Below are 14,664 nucleotides of genomic sequence, written 5' to 3' on the forward strand. Positions count from 1 at the left end.
GGAAAGGGCAAGTTAGGCTGTCTAACCCATTCTATCCCTACGCAGATATGGCATTGTAAGCGACTTCCGCTTTTTTGCCGTATCGGGATACCGGTTGGAATCTAACTTGCCCTTTTTGCTAGGGCGTTGAACTTTGAAAAAAAAATATATACATGGAGGAATTATAATGAAAAACCGAGGCACGACATCTACTATGGCGGAACAGAAGCGAACGCGGTACAAAGACCTTCTGTCCAGAAATAAGAAGATAATTATCACGCCCGAAGAAATGAATCGGATAAAATCCGAGGAATGGTTGGGGCAAAAAAGCGCTCTGGGGCAGCTGGAAAGATATCTTTCCATAGAAAGTCCACGCCACAACATCGCAGCAATAGGAGGCCACGGCACCGGACGCATGAAAACAATCCGCGAAGCGCTGAAGAAATACACTCAAACGGAAGCAGCCCTTGAAGATCTCATAGCCCTGCATAACCCCAATGAACCGGAGTGCCCCATCTGTATATGGGTTCCCGCTGGGTTTGGGAAAAAGCTCAGAGAAGCTCTTGGAGAGGTAACGAAAAATCTAAAGGATGCCTTAGCACTCGTAGACATCAATCTTCACAAACACCCAGAAAAGAAGAAGGCAGAAGCGGAATCGCGAATGAAGATGGACAGCTTTGAAAAAAGCTACGAGGAAAGAGTGTACGGCTCCGGCCTTTGCCTGATTATGCGAATGCAGTCGGGCAGGGACGAAAAACGCTATACACCGGAAGCCGACGGAAAAAACGAATACAAAACCGTGCGGGCAACTGCAGGTCCGACTATAAATATCTTCGGGTTTAGTATAGCTAAGCTTGTTACCGCAACAGACCAGAAACAGTACTACATCTTCACCGACCAGCTCGACCAGTACAAGGGAGAGAAGCTGATTGATGCGGAAACTGCGGAAAACATTTACGCGGAGATTATGAACATTGCGGAATGGAGAGATGCTGAATCCGAAAACGAACACAAAGCAGTAGAGTCAAGGAAGGAGGACATACGGAAATCTCTCGAAAACGAGGCGATTAATACATCGTTTGCTCCTCTTGATGCGTTGATATCGGATGAAAAAAACATCTCCCCAGAAACAAAAGCCATTCTTGCTTCATACGAAACAGGCATAAAAAAAATGGCAGGGGAATATGCATCCCTCTTTAGTATACCGATAGCAAAGATAGACCCCATTTCGGGACAAAGCTTTGCTCCAACGATATCACAGCAAGACCCTGAGAAAAAAGAAGAGGTCATGCGGCGCATGCAGGTTAACACACTTGTTGATAACGGCGGAGTAAACACGCGGCCGGTCATCGTAGAAAAGGACATTGACCGGGGAAATATGTTCGGACGCATCCACAGAAAAGCAATGCGGGGCGTATACACATCCGACCATATGTCTCTAAAGGCAGGCTCAATCTTGCGGGCGCATAACGGATTTTTGATTCTCGACTTTGATGATATTATGTCTAACTTCATAAAGTCATATGACGGTGCGGCCACATTCATGCAGCTCTTAGAGTCTCTCAGCGAACAGAAGCTCGAAATAAAAAACTTTGACCCGTACGGACTCGGACCGACACAGGTTCAGACGCCGAAAATCAAGTTCAAGGTGAAGGTAATCCTGCTCCTCGGGTATTACACATACACGGGCCTTGCAGAGAGCGAAACATTCCGTAATGCGTTTAAGGCGCGCGTAGAGTTTGATGTTTCAGCAGAAAATACCAAAGAAACGATAGAACAGTTCATCGCTTTTACGCACAAAATTACGGAGGACGAGGGCCTGCGCCCCGTCTCAGAAGACGGGATGACGGAACTCCTCGGTTTCTCGAAAAGGCTGTGTCATGTCGGCGGGAAGTTTTCTCTCAACTATGGGACACTCGCTGATGTCATACGGGAAGCACATTATGTAAGCGACTCGGATGCAATCACCGGCACTCATATAGAGGAAGCCATTGCGCACAAGAAGAAAAGCTTGATTGCCGAAAAAGAACTTGAGGCAAGAAAGCGCTTGGACATCATCATTCGCACCGACGGAGAGCCGCGCATCGGAGAAATGACTGGGCTTGGGGTGATAAATTTCGGAGGCGTGCGCTTCGGTATTACGAGCCGCGCAACCGCAAATGTATCTCCGGGAACAGGGTCATTCAAGGTGAGCGACGTAGATACTGAAGTAAAACTAGCCGGTCAGATATATCAAAAAGCTATCGGCATAATTTCTTCATATCTAAAATCAAAATTCGGGGAAGGTGCAGAAAAAGTGGATGCGCAGTTCGTTATGGAGCAGTCGTATTCCGGAGTTGACGGCGACAGCGCATCAGCTCTTACCTTCTGCACGCTTATATCCGAACTCGGCCAGATCCCGATACCGCAATGCTTTGCCATCACTGGTTCAATGTCTATGAAAGGAGACATGGAACCTATAGGCGGGGTGAATGAGAAGGTGGAAGGATACTTTGACATCTGCAGAGAACACGGATATCCATGTTCGCATGGCATAATTATCCCCGAGCAGAATGTAAAAGATCTCAGCTTGCGCAAAGATGTTCTGAAAGCGATACAGGAAGATACATTCCACATATATCCAGTCACTAAAATCGAAGAAGCCGTAGAGATATTAATGGGCATTCCGGCAGGAGAAAAGAAAATCCAGAAAAAAATCGGCATTGACGGACCGAAGGTCATCGAATACTACGAAGACCACACCGCATACGGAAAAGTCCAGGAACGGCTCAAAAGCTGGAAAACAAAAAAATAAACATATTCTCATATAGTTTAAAAGGCTCACCTTACCGTGAGCCTTTTTTATTTTCCCCGTACGAACTTTTTGAATGCTTCTCCGCGCTCGCGCGCGTTTTGAAACTGATCAAAGCTTGCACATGCCGGCGAGAAAAGAACAATATCTCCCTCCTTTGCAAAAGTTATTGCTCTCTTAAACGCATCCTCCAGCGTTTTTGTTTTTATAATATTGTTTTTCTTTTTGAATGCACGTGCTATTTCATTTCTGCTCTTGCCAAAAAGGATAATGTTGTTTGTGCGCTTCCCCGCTTCGCGAGCAAATGCTGCAAAGGATGATTTCTTGCTCATGCCTCCTGCGATCAATATGATCTTTTGGTCAAAGCTTTTCAGTGCCGCAATCGTTGAATCGGGCGTTGTTGAATATGAATCGTCATAGAATGCAACTTCCTTTTTTCTTCCAACATATTCCAGACGATGCGGGAGCCCCCGGAAACCGTATATTGCTTTTTGTACATGCACGCGCTGTATGTGTATTTTTTTTGAAATAGCAAGCGCAAGCGCGATGTTCTTCTTGTTGTGTTCGCCGCGAATATGTATGCGCCCTTCATCTACCCAGCGCGGCAATACGCTTCGCATGTTCCTTCCATCAATTTTTGCATGCGCCCGATACCCGAAAAGAGAGAGCTTTGATTTCTTATACCGCAAAAAAGAATCATACCGGTCAAGATGGTCAGGATATATATTAGTGAGCGCAGAAACAAAGAATTGCGGCCTCATCTTTCCCAAACGAAGAAGGTCTAACTGAAAACTCGAAACCTCAAGCACAACAAATGTGCTTTTTTTGATGTGCGGGAGCTGATCCAAAAGTGACACACCAATATTTCCCCCCAAGAACACGTCCTTTTTTGCTTGTTTGAGCATTCGGTAGACAAGCGTCGCCGTAGTCCCCTTTCCTTTTGTGCCGGTGATTGCGATAATCTTCCCCTCACAATGCTTGAGAAAAAGCCCTATCTCACTTTCAACCGGAATGCGTGCCGTCGCTATCTTTTTTATCATGCGAGAACGCAAATCAATTGCAGGGTTTATAATTGCCATATCAAATTCCTGAAAACGAGAAGGATACCCCCCAAATATATAAGAAATGCGGGGGTATCTGTGGAGCTTACGGATTGATTGCTTAAGCTCTTTTTTTGTTTTCGCGTCGCTGATGGTTACTTCCGCGCCGCGGCTCGCAAGAAACCGCGCAGCTCCTATCCCCCCGCCCGATACGCCAAGCCCCAATACAAGAATGCGCTTCCCCTTGTATGTATTCATTACTATTACAGTACTCTCTTTCCAGGCATTGAAAAAGTACGAAAAAAATTGTACTTTATAAAGTATTGCCGCAAAGGAGAGGAAGCGTGCCGGAGTGGTTGAACGGGCCGCTCTCGAAAAGCGGTATGTCCGCAAGGGCATCGGAGGTTCGAATCCTCCCGCTTCCGTTTAATCACAATCATTAAAGAGGATTCGAAAGCCGGAAAAAATTGTCCGTTGGACAATGTTTGAGGCGGGGTCGCGACTTTCGCGAAGCGAAAAGTTGTGACCGCATCCTCCCGCTGCCGCAACCGTATACTCGTGCGCCCATTCTCAATATGCAAATTGACCAGACAACAATATTTATCGCAATAGCAGGTATCACCGTACTTGTTGCCATATGGATTATTTGGATAGAGGTCCGGCTCAAACGGATTTTCCGCGGGCGCAGGACGAAGGATCTAGAGTCTCTCCTTACTGACATAGCAGAAGACATCTCCGCTATCCAAAAACAGCTCCGGGAAGACGGCACCCATATAGCAACGCTTGAGAAAGAACTGGAACAAAGCGCACGCCACGTAGGCATGGTTCGTTTTAACGCATTCAATGAAGCGGGGGGCGACCAAAGCTTTGCAGTTACATTATTAAACGACAAAAAAGACGGTATTGTCATCTCAAGCCTGCACAACAGAGAAACAAACCGGGTGTACGCAAAACCAATAGAGCAAGCGGCATCAGCCTACCATCTTTCCGAAGAAGAGAAAGAAGCAATTAGACGCGCGGTAACGCGCGGATCATGATACAGGAACCAAGAATTATGACCGTATACCGCAGGTAATACGCCGACGCAATATAGTGTGTAATTCTTGGTTCCTGAAACATGATTCAGGATTTTTATTTATATGGAGAACAATACCAACAAACAACATACACGACCCCCCATTATAGTAGTCATGGGGCATATTGATCATGGGAAAACAAAGCTGCTTGATACTATACGCAAGGAAAATGTGATTGATAAAGAATCAGGCGGCATCACCCAGCACATCGGTGCATATGAAGCGGAGGTAGAAACTGCCGCAGGAGAGAAAAAGCATATTACCTTTTTAGACACTCCAGGCCATGGCGCTTTTTCAAACATGCGCCGGCGGGGAGCGCATGTCGCGGACATAGCAATACTCGTTGTTGCAGCAGATGACGGAGTAAAACCGCAAACCCTTGAGGCTCTCGAAGCAATTAAAACAGCCGGCATCCCGTTTGTCGTCGCGATAAACAAAATAGACAAAGCAGGAGCTGACCCAGACCGCGTAAAAAAAGAACTCTCCGAAAAAGAAGTCTTTGTAGAAGACTGGGGAGGGAAAGTACCGGCCATTCCCATATCAGCAAAAGAAGGGACCGGCATCCAGGATCTTCTTGAAATGTTGCTGCTTGTAGCAGAGATTGAAAACCTCACAGCAGATGCAAACGCGCCCGCGGAGGGGGTTATCATAGAATCTCATCTTGAACCGAAGCGTGGAAATACTGCAACGCTTCTCGTAACGAAAGGGATTCTGAAGCACGGGGACTTTGTGATTGCGGGCAACGCATACTCCCCGGTACGCATATTCGAGAATTTTCGGGGGCAACCCATACAGAAAGCGCCTCCCTCAACGCCCGTACGCATTACCGGATTCAATACAATCCCGGAAGTAGGAGTTGAGTTTAAAACCGCCCATACAAAAAAAGAGGCGGAATCAATAATATCAAAACAACCGGAGCAAAAACGATCATCTTCCCCTGCTGTGGCGCCCACCACAGAAACAACCGAGGAGGCGGGACCTCATACTGCCTACCTTGTTGTTAAGGCTGATGCTACCGGCTCACTTGAAGCAATAGAAGGAGAACTAAAAAAATTAGAAAATGAGAATCTCATTATAAAAATAATGAAAAAAGGCGTAGGATCCATCAATGAAGATGATGCAAAAGTTGCCGGGGCAACCATGGGGAGCGCGATCGTCGGGTTTCATGTGCGAGTGGAAAAAGAAGCCATTCCGACTGCAGAACGCTTTGGGGTTGCTATCAAAACATTCACGATTATCTACGAACTGCTTGAGTGGGTGCAAGCGCACATAGAAGAAGCCGCGCCCCAAGAAACAAAAGAAGAGGTGGTGGGAGAAGCGCAAATCCTGAAAATCTTCTCCAACAAAGGCTCAAAGCAGATTGTCGGAGGGAAGGTCATTTCGGGAGTTATCAAAAATAAAAGCAAAATACATATTGTGCGGCGAGATAATGTTATTGCGCAGGGGCGCATAGTTGAATTGCAACATGGAAAGACAGAGGCACAGGAGGTGTCCGAAGGAAATGAATTTGGTATACGCATAGACAGCCCTACCGAAATTGTCCCGAGAGATGTCATTCAATCGCTTGAGGAGCGTACGGGGAAGCGTTCCGTATCCGCATCATAATCCATGAGCTTTCGAAAAGAAAAGCTGGCATCCCTTCTTTCCCGCATCATACCGGAATTTATATTTTCGCATCTTCGTTATGAAGACGCGCGAGTTACTGTCACCCGGATAGACCTTTCTTCGAACTTCCAAAAGGCGGTGATTTTTGTTACGATTGACCCAAAAGACAAATCGGAAGAAGCGCTCAATGAGCTCAAAAAAATCCTCTCTTCATTAAGAAAAGAGGTTGGCAAGAATCTCTCTATGAAGTTTTTGCCGATGTTTGAATTTGAGATTGACGCGGAAGAAGAACACAGGATGCATATTGAAGCGCTTATTGAAAAAATAAAAAAAGAAAAATAACGGCGCAGTGGCGAAGTGGAAACGCTGGAGTCTGTCCCGACGCACTATTATAAATATATAATAATAATGAAGCCGGGGTTCTCAATAATCAAAATTTGTAGTGGCCCGATAGCCAAGTGGTAAGGCATGGGTCTGCAAAACCCTTATACGCGGGTTCGATTCCCGCTCGGGCCTTCAAAAATTTTGATTACCGGAACAAAACTCCCATGCGGGGGTTCGATTCCCCCCTGCGCCCCAGCCGGGCATTATAACGACACGACACATGCCCAGGTGGCGGAACCGGTATACGCAGCGGACTTAAAATCCGTGGCCGAAAGGCCTGTGGGTTCGACTCCCACCCTGGGCATAATTGCTGGTGCGTACATTTTTTGATAAGGTAATATAACTGCCTGGGCAGGTGGCGGAATTGGCAGACGCGCTAGCCTTAGGAGCTGGTGGGAGAAATCCCGTGGGAGTTCAACTCTCCCCCTGCCCACCAAAAATATGCGTTGTTTTGCGGATATCGTTTAGTGGCAGGACACCTCGTTGCCAACGAGGAAGTGCGAGTTCGATTCTCGCTATCCGCACATATTCTATTAATTTTTCTCATCTATTGATACAATAAAAAGATATGAGCGACGAACAAAACGCCGTACCAGTGCCCTCTCCCGAGCAAAACCAGAACATAAAACTAGTTTTGGTGGTGGAAGACGACAAGTTTATGCGGAATCTCCTCGTGAATAAACTGCAAAAAGAGGGCTTTCAAACAGAAGGAGTATCTTCAGGAGAAGAAGCTCTTGAATTCACAAAAACAAAAGCGCCAAGCCTTTTGCTCCTTGATCTTATCCTTCCGAACATAGACGGCTTTGAAGTTGTACAACAATTAAAACAGGACCCCCGTCTTGTAAATATCCCCGTGCTCATCCTTTCGAACCTTGGAGAAAAAAAGGACATTGAAAAAGCGCAAGAATTAGGCGTGTCCGGTTTTCTTATCAAAGCAAACTTTACGCCTTCGGAAATAGTAAAAAAAGTGCAAGAACTCCTCAGCAAAAAATACATATGATACATCTCATATGCGGGCAGAATGCGTTCACCGCGCAGGAGCGCGTCCGTGAACTACAAAAACAATACGCGGCATCCCGCCCCAACTCCTCTATCTCTTCTTTCACAGAAGAGAATTTTTCTGCCGACGCGTTTGAGCACGCACTGAGAAGCACCGGTCTTTTCGGAGAACAGCGTATCGTAATCGCAAAAAACATTCTCTCTTCAGCTGAGGGAAGGCGGGTTTTTTGGGCACTTGCCCCCCTACTGCAAAAAAGTGATGCTGTACTTATTGTGCAAGAGTCCTCGCTCACCACTGATGTAAAAAAGAAGGCAGAAAAACTCCTCACAAAAACCGAGCTGGAAGAATATCCGGATTTCACAAAACAGAAGCTCGTGTCATGGACGCAAACGCAAGCGAAAGAACGGCGCCTCACCCTTACGAAGGAGGAGGCGGGCGCACTCATACGCGCCTGCGGAGAGAATCCCTGGGCTATTATCCATGCGCTCGAGCTCCGCACGCTCGGCATGCAACACGCGTCCACTCTTAAAAAAAATGAAAAAAGTATATTTAAGCTCCTTGATGCCGTAACCGAGAAAAGGCCGCACGAAGCATTTATGCTCTACCACGAAATCCTTGCGGAAGGTGCTTCGATAGGAGACATATTCTGGAAATTATATTGGCAATATAAAAATATCCTTGTTGTATCAGCTTACAAGCATCTTTCTCCGTCAGCTATCGCAGAAAAAACAAAACTGCATCCCTTCGTTATAAAAAAAGCGGGCTGGGCGCTCGAGCGATTCACAAAACAGGAAATCGAATCAACATTTGAGTGGCTCATCACACTCTGGCAAGATGACAAAATAAAAACCCGGGACCTCCCGGGCGAGCTCGAGCTTTTTATGCTGACACTCCGTCCGCATATCTTACGCTCTCGTTTTCTGTAAACGCTTCGTAATACGGGATTTTTTGCGCGATGCAGTGTTTTTTGTAATGATACCCCGCTTTGCCGCTTTATCAAGCGCTTTATATGCTTCCGGCAGAAGCTTGACCGCATCGTCTATCTTTCCCCCGTCAGCTAACACGCGCATTTTTTTGAACACATCCTGAACAACCCGTTTGCGTTTCAGGTTGCGCACATACCGCTTTTTTGACTGTTTTAGGTCTTTTTTTGCTGCTTTTAGTATTGGCATATAGCCTCTAGCCTATATAATTTTACTATATGAGTCAACAGAGAAGCGTTCGCAGACGATTCGGACGGCAATTTTTTACCAAGGACGCAGTAACCGTATCGCAAAGCATACTTGGAGCGTATTTGGTACGGCGCCTTCCGAGCGGTGTCCTGAAAAAAGGCAAAATTGTGGAAGTGGAGGCCTATATCGGTCCCGAAGACCTCGCGTCCCACGCAAAACGAAACAAAAAAACAGAACGCAATAAAGCTGAATTTTATGCAGGGGGACATGTCTATATTTATCTTGTTTATGGCATATATTGGCAGTTTAATATCAGTACAGGGCCAAAAGACCACCCGCAGTGCTTCCTGATACGCGCCATTGAACCGGAAAATAGCGATGACTATAAACACACAAACGGACCGGGAAAGTTATGCGGATATTTTCATCTTGATAAATCACTCTACGGAGAAGATGTAACAACATCAAAACGCATTTGGATTGAAGCAGGAAAAAAAACACCGGCAAAAAATATCGTCGCGTCTGCCCGCATCGGCATTGATTATGCGGGCTCATATTGGGCGAAAAGAAAATTACGATTTTATATAAAGGGAAATAAGGCGATTTCTAAATTATGATATACTATTCCATATGTATACGCTTGTAGGCCTTGGTAATCCGGGCGAACAATACGAGTGCACGCGCCACAACGCAGGGCGCATGGCGGTTATTGCTTTTGCAAAGAAAATGGAACTGGAAGATTGGAAGATAGATAAAAAACGCCAATCGCTTAAAACAGAGGGGGCTCTCAAAAAGGAAAAATTTACCTGTCTCCTGCCCGAAACATTCATGAATAAATCAGGCATTGCGGTAAAAGGAATGTCGGTCAAAATGGCCCGCACCCTTGTCGTGCTCTATGACGACATAGATATTGAACTTGGGCGTTTTAAGATATCGTTCGACAGAGGTTCGGGCGGACACAAGGGGCTTGAATCCATTATGCGGATGATAAAAACGAAAGACTTTGTGCGCGTCCGCATCGGCATTGCTCCGCGCAGAAAACCGGGGCAAAAGCAGATGCCTGCCTTTCTTCTGAAAAAATTCAACGCAAAAGAGCTCGGTAAACTCAAGACAGTGTTTAAAAAAACGAACGAAGCGCTCACAACCATTATTACAGAGGGTCACCAAAAAGCGATGAATACGCATAATTAATATGCGCACTAAAGAATTCCAATATATAATCTGGGAGCATCACAAGAACAACAAGCGCAAAAATAATTTTCCCTGGAGAAAAACGCGGAACCCGTATCACATTCTCATCTCGGAGATAATGCTCCAGCAAACACAAATCCCGCGCGTAATCCCCAAATACAATGAATGGCTCAAAGCATTTCCTACTCTCAAAGCGCTCTCTCGAGCGCCTTTTTCAAAGGTGCTTAGCACTTGGCAAGGACTAGGATACAATCGCCGTGCACGGTTCTTGAAAGATACCGCAACGATTATCCACAAAAAATACAATGAACGCGTTCCTCGCTCTCCCGAAGAACTTGAAACGCTCCCTGGCATCGGTCACTACACAGCGCGTGCAGTCGCCTGTTTTTCATATGGTATATGCGAGCCGTTTTTAGATACAAACATACGACGTGTGTATATTCATTTTTTCGGGGGGAAAAAGAGAAATATCCCGGATGCGTGGGTTATGCGCTATGTACAAAAAACGCAACCAAGCCAACATAAACGCGAATGGTACGGCGCCCTTATGGATTACGGACGCGATGTGCTCGGCGGCACAAAAAATAATCCAAACACAAAGAGTGCGTCATACACAAAACAATCCCCGTTCCGTGGCTCTACGCGCTACATCCGTGCAAAAATAATAGACCATGCGCTTTTACGAAAGAATGGCACAACGCCTGCCTCCATACGAAACGCTCTCTTGAAAGACCCGTATATTAAAAAAGGGGATGTGCTCACACACGCCTCCGCTCTTATCGCATCGCTCAAAAAAGAACGGCTACTCCGTGAAAAAAATAGCCGCTTATACATATACGCTCGTTAGTATCAGACACGCACGGTTCTTGTAGAAAGCTTATTCGCAAACGCAAATAATAATGGAAGCGCGCCTGCCGCAAAAAAGCTTGCGGCAAAAAACACATCCAAAGAAAAGAGATACGCAACAAGCACGCTTATAAATTATTGAGTTCGTTATCAATGTCCTGGAATTCCGAATCAATATCTCCCAAGTCGGTTGCATTGATGTCTGCTTCAATGCTTGTTGTGGTGTCATCTGTGATATCTATAACATCCCCCGCTTCATTTTCTTCTACCATCAATTCGTCCTCCATCATATTATCACCTCCGGGATATGTCAGACCGCCCCTGAAATAAAACCAGGCACCTGCTGCAATCAGGACAAGAGCGAGAATAATGACAATACTAAGAAAGGGTGAAGACTTTTTCTCGCTGCCTCCGCCGGTTCCGCCTGCCATGGGAGGTGTTGGCATGTGTTGCTGTGGTTGCTGTGGTTGCTGTGCTGGCATCTGGTTACCCTGCGGCTGCATATTTGACTGTTGTGATGTATCCATATGTTATCAAATTAATGAATAAATATTACTCTCCATCGTCATTATCATCCGAAGAAGAATCATCGTTGCCGACATTATCAACATTCGGAATAGATGTAAGCGCCTCCCAGGCCTTGCGCACTGCCTCGTGCGCCTCTCTGATGACTTCCTTAAGCGCCTCAAGATCATCCCGAAGCTCCTGCTTTGCGGCCTCTACCGCTTCGCGTAATGTTTCCTCATCGGTAATGTCTACTTCGTATGTCTGAGATGCTTGTTCAAGCACTGCCTCACGGGCGATACGAATTGATTCTTGAGCTGCTGCTATTGCATTATCTACCGCGCCAACATCGTGCCCTGCTTCTTCTGCCCTGTCCGCACGCGAACCTATCTTAACAAGAATATTTTCGAGCCGTTCGAGCACTTTGAGCATGTGATTAGTAATCCGCTCATTAATGGCATTCAAATGCTCATTGATTCGTTCAAGCGACTGTTTCTTGCGCTCATCTTTTATCTCTTCAAGCCGCTCTTTCATCTCTTCACGCTTTTCCTCCATGCGCTGTTTTGCTTCCTCCCGCGCATGCTCAAGCCGATCTTTAAATTCTTCGCGAATCATCTCATTCTTTTCAAGAAACTCCGCCCGTTTTTGAGCAATCGTGTCGCGCGCGTTCATGTTTGCTTCGCGCATTGCGTCTCCCATTTCTTTGCGGTTTTCTTCTGTCTCCTTGCGTATATCTTCCCGCGTTTGCTGAGCGTTTGTTCTTACTTCCTCCTTTCCTTCGTTAAAATCATCCCGAGCATCCTCCCGTTTTTGCTGGAGTTCCTGGAGCACATCAGTGGGCAGCGGCTTTGGCTTTGTCCCATCAACCTGCGTAGGAGATGAGGTGTTGCCGTCAGTGGTTCCCGTCTGCGCAAACGCCCCCCATGAAAAAACAAGAGAGAGAGCGACTACGCCCATAAACGGACCGAGTATTTTTTTTAGTGTCATAAAAATAAGAATTTTGATTATCTTATAATACTTATAGGATACCTGATTTTTCTCTCCTGGAAAAGTGGGGGTGTGAGTTTCTTGAACAGTACGCGGGATTGAGTTACGCTATATCTACCTTGGACAGTCAAGGCAACACAAAAAAACAACGCGTTATTATTGCAGGACTTACCCCCGAATTTTTGGGAAAGCCCGTTTTGTGGTGGAAAAAATCAGAAGAAAAAATCATCCGCAAAAGAAGCGTTAATCCCTACTTCTCGAGAAACACTATTCTTATTGAAAAATATACCGCATGTAAGCAAAGCGAATTGCTACGCGAGCTTGCCGATAGAGGATACCACAAAACAGTAAACACGCTTGCGAAAGGAACATTTCTGCATAAGGGCGCGTCTATCGTTATCTACCCCATTAATCACGAAAAGCCAATCGCAATAGAGTTCGACGGAAATAGAATAGAAGATATCCGAATATATGATGCTATTGATACTGATGAAGAGATCGTATCTCCTACCGCGCAGCATAAAGAATATGATTTTCGGCCTGGAGATTATGTCGTCCACATTGACCACGGAATCGGCACATACAAAAAAACAGAGGATGGATTTTTTGTTGTTGAATATGCGCCCGCACGCAAAGGCGGTGAGCCTGACCGCTTATTTGTTCCACAAGAAGAATCAAAACGGATTTCGCTTTATTTAGGACTCCGCACACCCGCCATCCACCGGCTTGGAACGCCGCTCTGGCGCACCACGAAGAAAAAAGCGAAGGAAGACATTATCGCGTTTGCGCGCTCGCTTGCCGCCCTCTATAAAAAACGCTCCGAAGTGACGCGCGCACCCTATGTACCCGACCCCGCAGAAAAAGAAATATGGGACGCGTTCCCATTTGAAGAGACCCGGGACCAGATAATTGCATTTGAAGAAATTTTTGAAGATCTTGCGCGCGCCCAGCCTATGGAGCGCCTATTAACAGGTGATGTGGGGTTCGGAAAAACAGAAGTCGCTCTTCGTGCGCTCTTGCGCGTACTTGTAAATGGAAAGCAGGCAGCAATCATTGCGCCCACCACCGTTCTTGCCGACCAGCATACCGAACTATTCAAAGAACGGCTTGCCCCTCTCCCTTTCCGCATAGAACGCTTCACACGGCTTGAGCCGGCAAAAAAAATAAAAGAAATTCAAGAAGGAATGAAAAGCGGAACAATAGACCTCGTCATAGGAACGCACAAGCTCTTACAAAAAAATGTATCATTTAAAAACTTGGGGATGCTTTTTATAGATGAGGAGCAGCGCTTTGGCGTACGCCATAAAGAATTTTTAAAAGAAACATACCCCGCAGTAGACACACTAACGCTTTCGGCAACACCCATACCGCGCACGCTCGCCTTTTCGCTTGCGGGCATCCGTCCTTTGTCCCAATTAAAAGAGGCGCCGCGCGGTCGCATGGCACCTCTTAGCCATGTTTTACCGTATTCAAAAGAAATCATCAAGGCGGCGCTCATACAAGAACACAAACGCGGTGGGCAGGTCTATTATCTTGCGAACCGCATCCACCAGATACCAAAAATATTGGAGGTCCTTAAAACACTTGCCCCGCACATGCGACTGGGCGTTATCCATGGGCGCCTCAAAGAATCAGAAATCATACGCGTCATGCGGGACTTTCGCGATAAAAAAACGGACGTGCTCGTATCAACCACCATTATTGAGAACGGTATTGATATAAGCACAGTAAACACGCTTATTGTAGAAGACGCGTCTCTTTTGGGACTTTCCCAAGCCCACCAGCTCCGCGGACGCATCGGCCGGAGCGATATTCAAAGCTATGCGTACTTTTTTTATCCCATCAGAGCTTTGGCGCGCGCTCCGCGTGCTACCTCTACTGGGATAAAACAAGCAGAACGGCGTCTTGCTATATTAGAAGAGCTTTCCTACTTAGGCGCAGGAATGGAAATAGCAAAGCGCGACTTAGAAATGCGCGGCTCGGGCAATATCTTGGGCAAGGAACAATCGGGTGTCGCAAATAAAATAGGATGGAATTTATATTTTGAAATGCTTGGACAAGCCCTTGAGGAAATAAAAAAATAACCCCG

Annotated in this window: 14 protein-coding genes and 5 tRNA genes; 15 read left to right on the forward strand and 4 right to left on the reverse strand. The window is 46.2% G+C overall.

Annotated elements, in window-relative coordinates; all coding sequences use genetic code 11:
• Window positions 1-133 precede the first annotated feature (133 nt).
• The gene (locus tag COU47_02145) at window positions 134-2,773 is read left to right on the forward strand and encodes a hypothetical protein (GenBank protein ID PIR69538.1); all 2,640 of its coding nucleotides are present in this window, start codon (window positions 134-136) and stop codon (window positions 2,771-2,773) included.
• Between the two features lie 47 nt (window positions 2,774-2,820).
• Here COU47_02145 and COU47_02150 read toward each other — a convergent pair whose 3' ends face one another.
• Window positions 2,821-4,068 (reverse strand): hypothetical protein, encoded by a 1,248-nt coding sequence (locus COU47_02150; protein PIR69539.1) that lies wholly within the window; start codon window positions 4,066-4,068, stop codon window positions 2,821-2,823.
• 80 nt (window positions 4,069-4,148) lie between these two features.
• Between COU47_02150 and COU47_02155 the strand changes: the two genes are divergently transcribed.
• The 10 genes from COU47_02155 to COU47_02200 all read left to right on the forward strand — a co-directional run bounded on the left by COU47_02155 (window position 4,149) and on the right by COU47_02200 (window position 8,801).
• Window positions 4,149-4,235 (forward strand) — tRNA-Ser (locus tag COU47_02155).
• 42 nt (window positions 4,236-4,277) lie between these two features.
• Window positions 4,278-4,847 (forward strand): hypothetical protein, encoded by a 570-nt coding sequence (locus COU47_02160; GenBank protein ID PIR69540.1) that lies wholly within the window; start codon window positions 4,278-4,280, stop codon window positions 4,845-4,847.
• A gap of 102 nt (window positions 4,848-4,949) precedes the next feature.
• Window positions 4,950-6,491, forward strand: coding sequence for a translation initiation factor IF-2 (gene infB / locus COU47_02165; protein ID PIR69541.1), 1,542 nt, complete (start codon window positions 4,950-4,952; stop codon window positions 6,489-6,491).
• 3 nt (window positions 6,492-6,494) lie between these two features.
• Entirely contained in the window at window positions 6,495-6,833 is a 339-nt protein-coding gene (gene rbfA / locus COU47_02170) for a ribosome-binding factor A (GenBank protein PIR69542.1), read from the forward strand.
• Window positions 6,834-6,935: 102 nt separating this feature from the next.
• Window positions 6,936-7,010: transfer RNA gene (locus COU47_02175), tRNA-Cys, on the forward strand.
• 87 nt (window positions 7,011-7,097) lie between these two features.
• A tRNA-Leu gene (locus COU47_02180) sits at window positions 7,098-7,179 on the forward strand.
• A 45-nt stretch (window positions 7,180-7,224) separates the two neighbouring features.
• Window positions 7,225-7,311: transfer RNA gene (locus COU47_02185), tRNA-Leu, on the forward strand.
• A 17-nt stretch (window positions 7,312-7,328) separates the two neighbouring features.
• A tRNA-Gly gene (locus COU47_02190) sits at window positions 7,329-7,399 on the forward strand.
• A gap of 98 nt (window positions 7,400-7,497) precedes the next feature.
• Window positions 7,498-7,875 (forward strand): response regulator, encoded by a 378-nt coding sequence (locus tag COU47_02195; GenBank protein PIR69621.1) that lies wholly within the window; start codon window positions 7,498-7,500, stop codon window positions 7,873-7,875.
• Window positions 7,872-8,801: a hypothetical protein gene (locus tag COU47_02200; protein PIR69543.1), complete on the forward strand. Its 930-nt coding sequence runs from the start codon at window positions 7,872-7,874 to the stop codon at window positions 8,799-8,801. Before COU47_02195 ends, COU47_02200 begins: the two co-directional genes overlap by 4 nt.
• Here COU47_02200 and rpsT read toward each other — a convergent pair.
• Window positions 8,781-9,047 (reverse strand): 30S ribosomal protein S20, encoded by a 267-nt coding sequence (gene rpsT, locus COU47_02205; protein PIR69544.1) that lies wholly within the window; start codon window positions 9,045-9,047, stop codon window positions 8,781-8,783. The two genes, COU47_02200 and rpsT, sit on opposite strands and share 21 nt — an antisense overlap.
• Window positions 9,048-9,076: 29 nt before the next feature.
• Here rpsT and COU47_02210 point away from each other — a divergent pair, with 29 nt between their 5' ends.
• The 3 genes from COU47_02210 to COU47_02220 are packed head-to-tail and all read left to right on the forward strand — an operon-like array spanning window position 9,077 to window position 11,085.
• On the forward strand, window positions 9,077-9,664 hold the full coding sequence (locus tag COU47_02210; GenBank protein PIR69545.1) for a DNA-3-methyladenine glycosylase: 588 nt from the start codon (window positions 9,077-9,079) through the stop codon (window positions 9,662-9,664).
• 13 nt (window positions 9,665-9,677) lie between these two features.
• Window positions 9,678-10,238: an aminoacyl-tRNA hydrolase gene (locus COU47_02215; protein PIR69546.1), complete on the forward strand. Its 561-nt coding sequence runs from the start codon at window positions 9,678-9,680 to the stop codon at window positions 10,236-10,238.
• Between the two features lies 1 nt (window position 10,239).
• The gene (locus COU47_02220; protein ID PIR69547.1) at window positions 10,240-11,085 is read left to right on the forward strand and encodes an endonuclease III; all 846 of its coding nucleotides are present in this window, start codon (window positions 10,240-10,242) and stop codon (window positions 11,083-11,085) included.
• 127 nt (window positions 11,086-11,212) lie between these two features.
• Here the strand turns inward: COU47_02220 and COU47_02225 are convergent, their stop codons facing one another.
• Entirely contained in the window at window positions 11,213-11,611 is a 399-nt protein-coding gene (locus tag COU47_02225) for a hypothetical protein (protein ID PIR69548.1), read from the reverse strand.
• 25 nt (window positions 11,612-11,636) lie between these two features.
• On the reverse strand, window positions 11,637-12,575 hold the full coding sequence (locus tag COU47_02230) for a hypothetical protein (GenBank protein ID PIR69549.1): 939 nt from the start codon (window positions 12,573-12,575) through the stop codon (window positions 11,637-11,639).
• 98 nt (window positions 12,576-12,673) lie between these two features.
• Here COU47_02230 and COU47_02235 point away from each other — a divergent pair, with 98 nt between their 5' ends.
• Window positions 12,674-14,659 (forward strand): hypothetical protein, encoded by a 1,986-nt coding sequence (locus COU47_02235; GenBank protein PIR69550.1) that lies wholly within the window; start codon window positions 12,674-12,676, stop codon window positions 14,657-14,659.
• The last annotated feature ends 5 nt before the right edge of the window (window positions 14,660-14,664 follow it).

Source organism: Candidatus Niyogibacteria bacterium CG10_big_fil_rev_8_21_14_0_10_46_36 (assembly GCA_002772995.1).
Classification (GTDB): Bacteria; Patescibacteriota; Minisyncoccia; order 1-14-0-10-42-19; family 1-14-0-10-42-19; genus 1-14-0-10-46-36.

Excerpts from the sequence above, each read along its gene's own strand:
- COU47_02150 (PIR69539.1), bottom strand. The coding sequence starts at position 4,068 with ATGAATACATACAAGGGGAAGCGCATTCTTGTATTGGGGCTTGGCGTA.
- infB (PIR69541.1), top strand. The coding sequence starts at position 4,950 with ATGGAGAACAATACCAACAAACAACATACACGACCCCCCATTATAGTA.
- rbfA (PIR69542.1), top strand. The coding sequence starts at position 6,495 with ATGAGCTTTCGAAAAGAAAAGCTGGCATCCCTTCTTTCCCGCATCATA.
- COU47_02200 (PIR69543.1), top strand. The coding sequence starts at position 7,872 with ATGATACATCTCATATGCGGGCAGAATGCGTTCACCGCGCAGGAGCGC.
- rpsT (PIR69544.1), bottom strand. The coding sequence starts at position 9,047 with ATGCCAATACTAAAAGCAGCAAAAAAAGACCTAAAACAGTCAAAAAAG.
- COU47_02210 (PIR69545.1), top strand. The coding sequence starts at position 9,077 with ATGAGTCAACAGAGAAGCGTTCGCAGACGATTCGGACGGCAATTTTTT.
- COU47_02215 (PIR69546.1), top strand. The coding sequence starts at position 9,678 with ATGTATACGCTTGTAGGCCTTGGTAATCCGGGCGAACAATACGAGTGC.
- COU47_02220 (PIR69547.1), top strand. The coding sequence starts at position 10,240 with ATGCGCACTAAAGAATTCCAATATATAATCTGGGAGCATCACAAGAAC.
- COU47_02225 (PIR69548.1), bottom strand. The coding sequence starts at position 11,611 with ATGGATACATCACAACAGTCAAATATGCAGCCGCAGGGTAACCAGATG.
- COU47_02230 (PIR69549.1), bottom strand. The coding sequence starts at position 12,575 with ATGACACTAAAAAAAATACTCGGTCCGTTTATGGGCGTAGTCGCTCTC.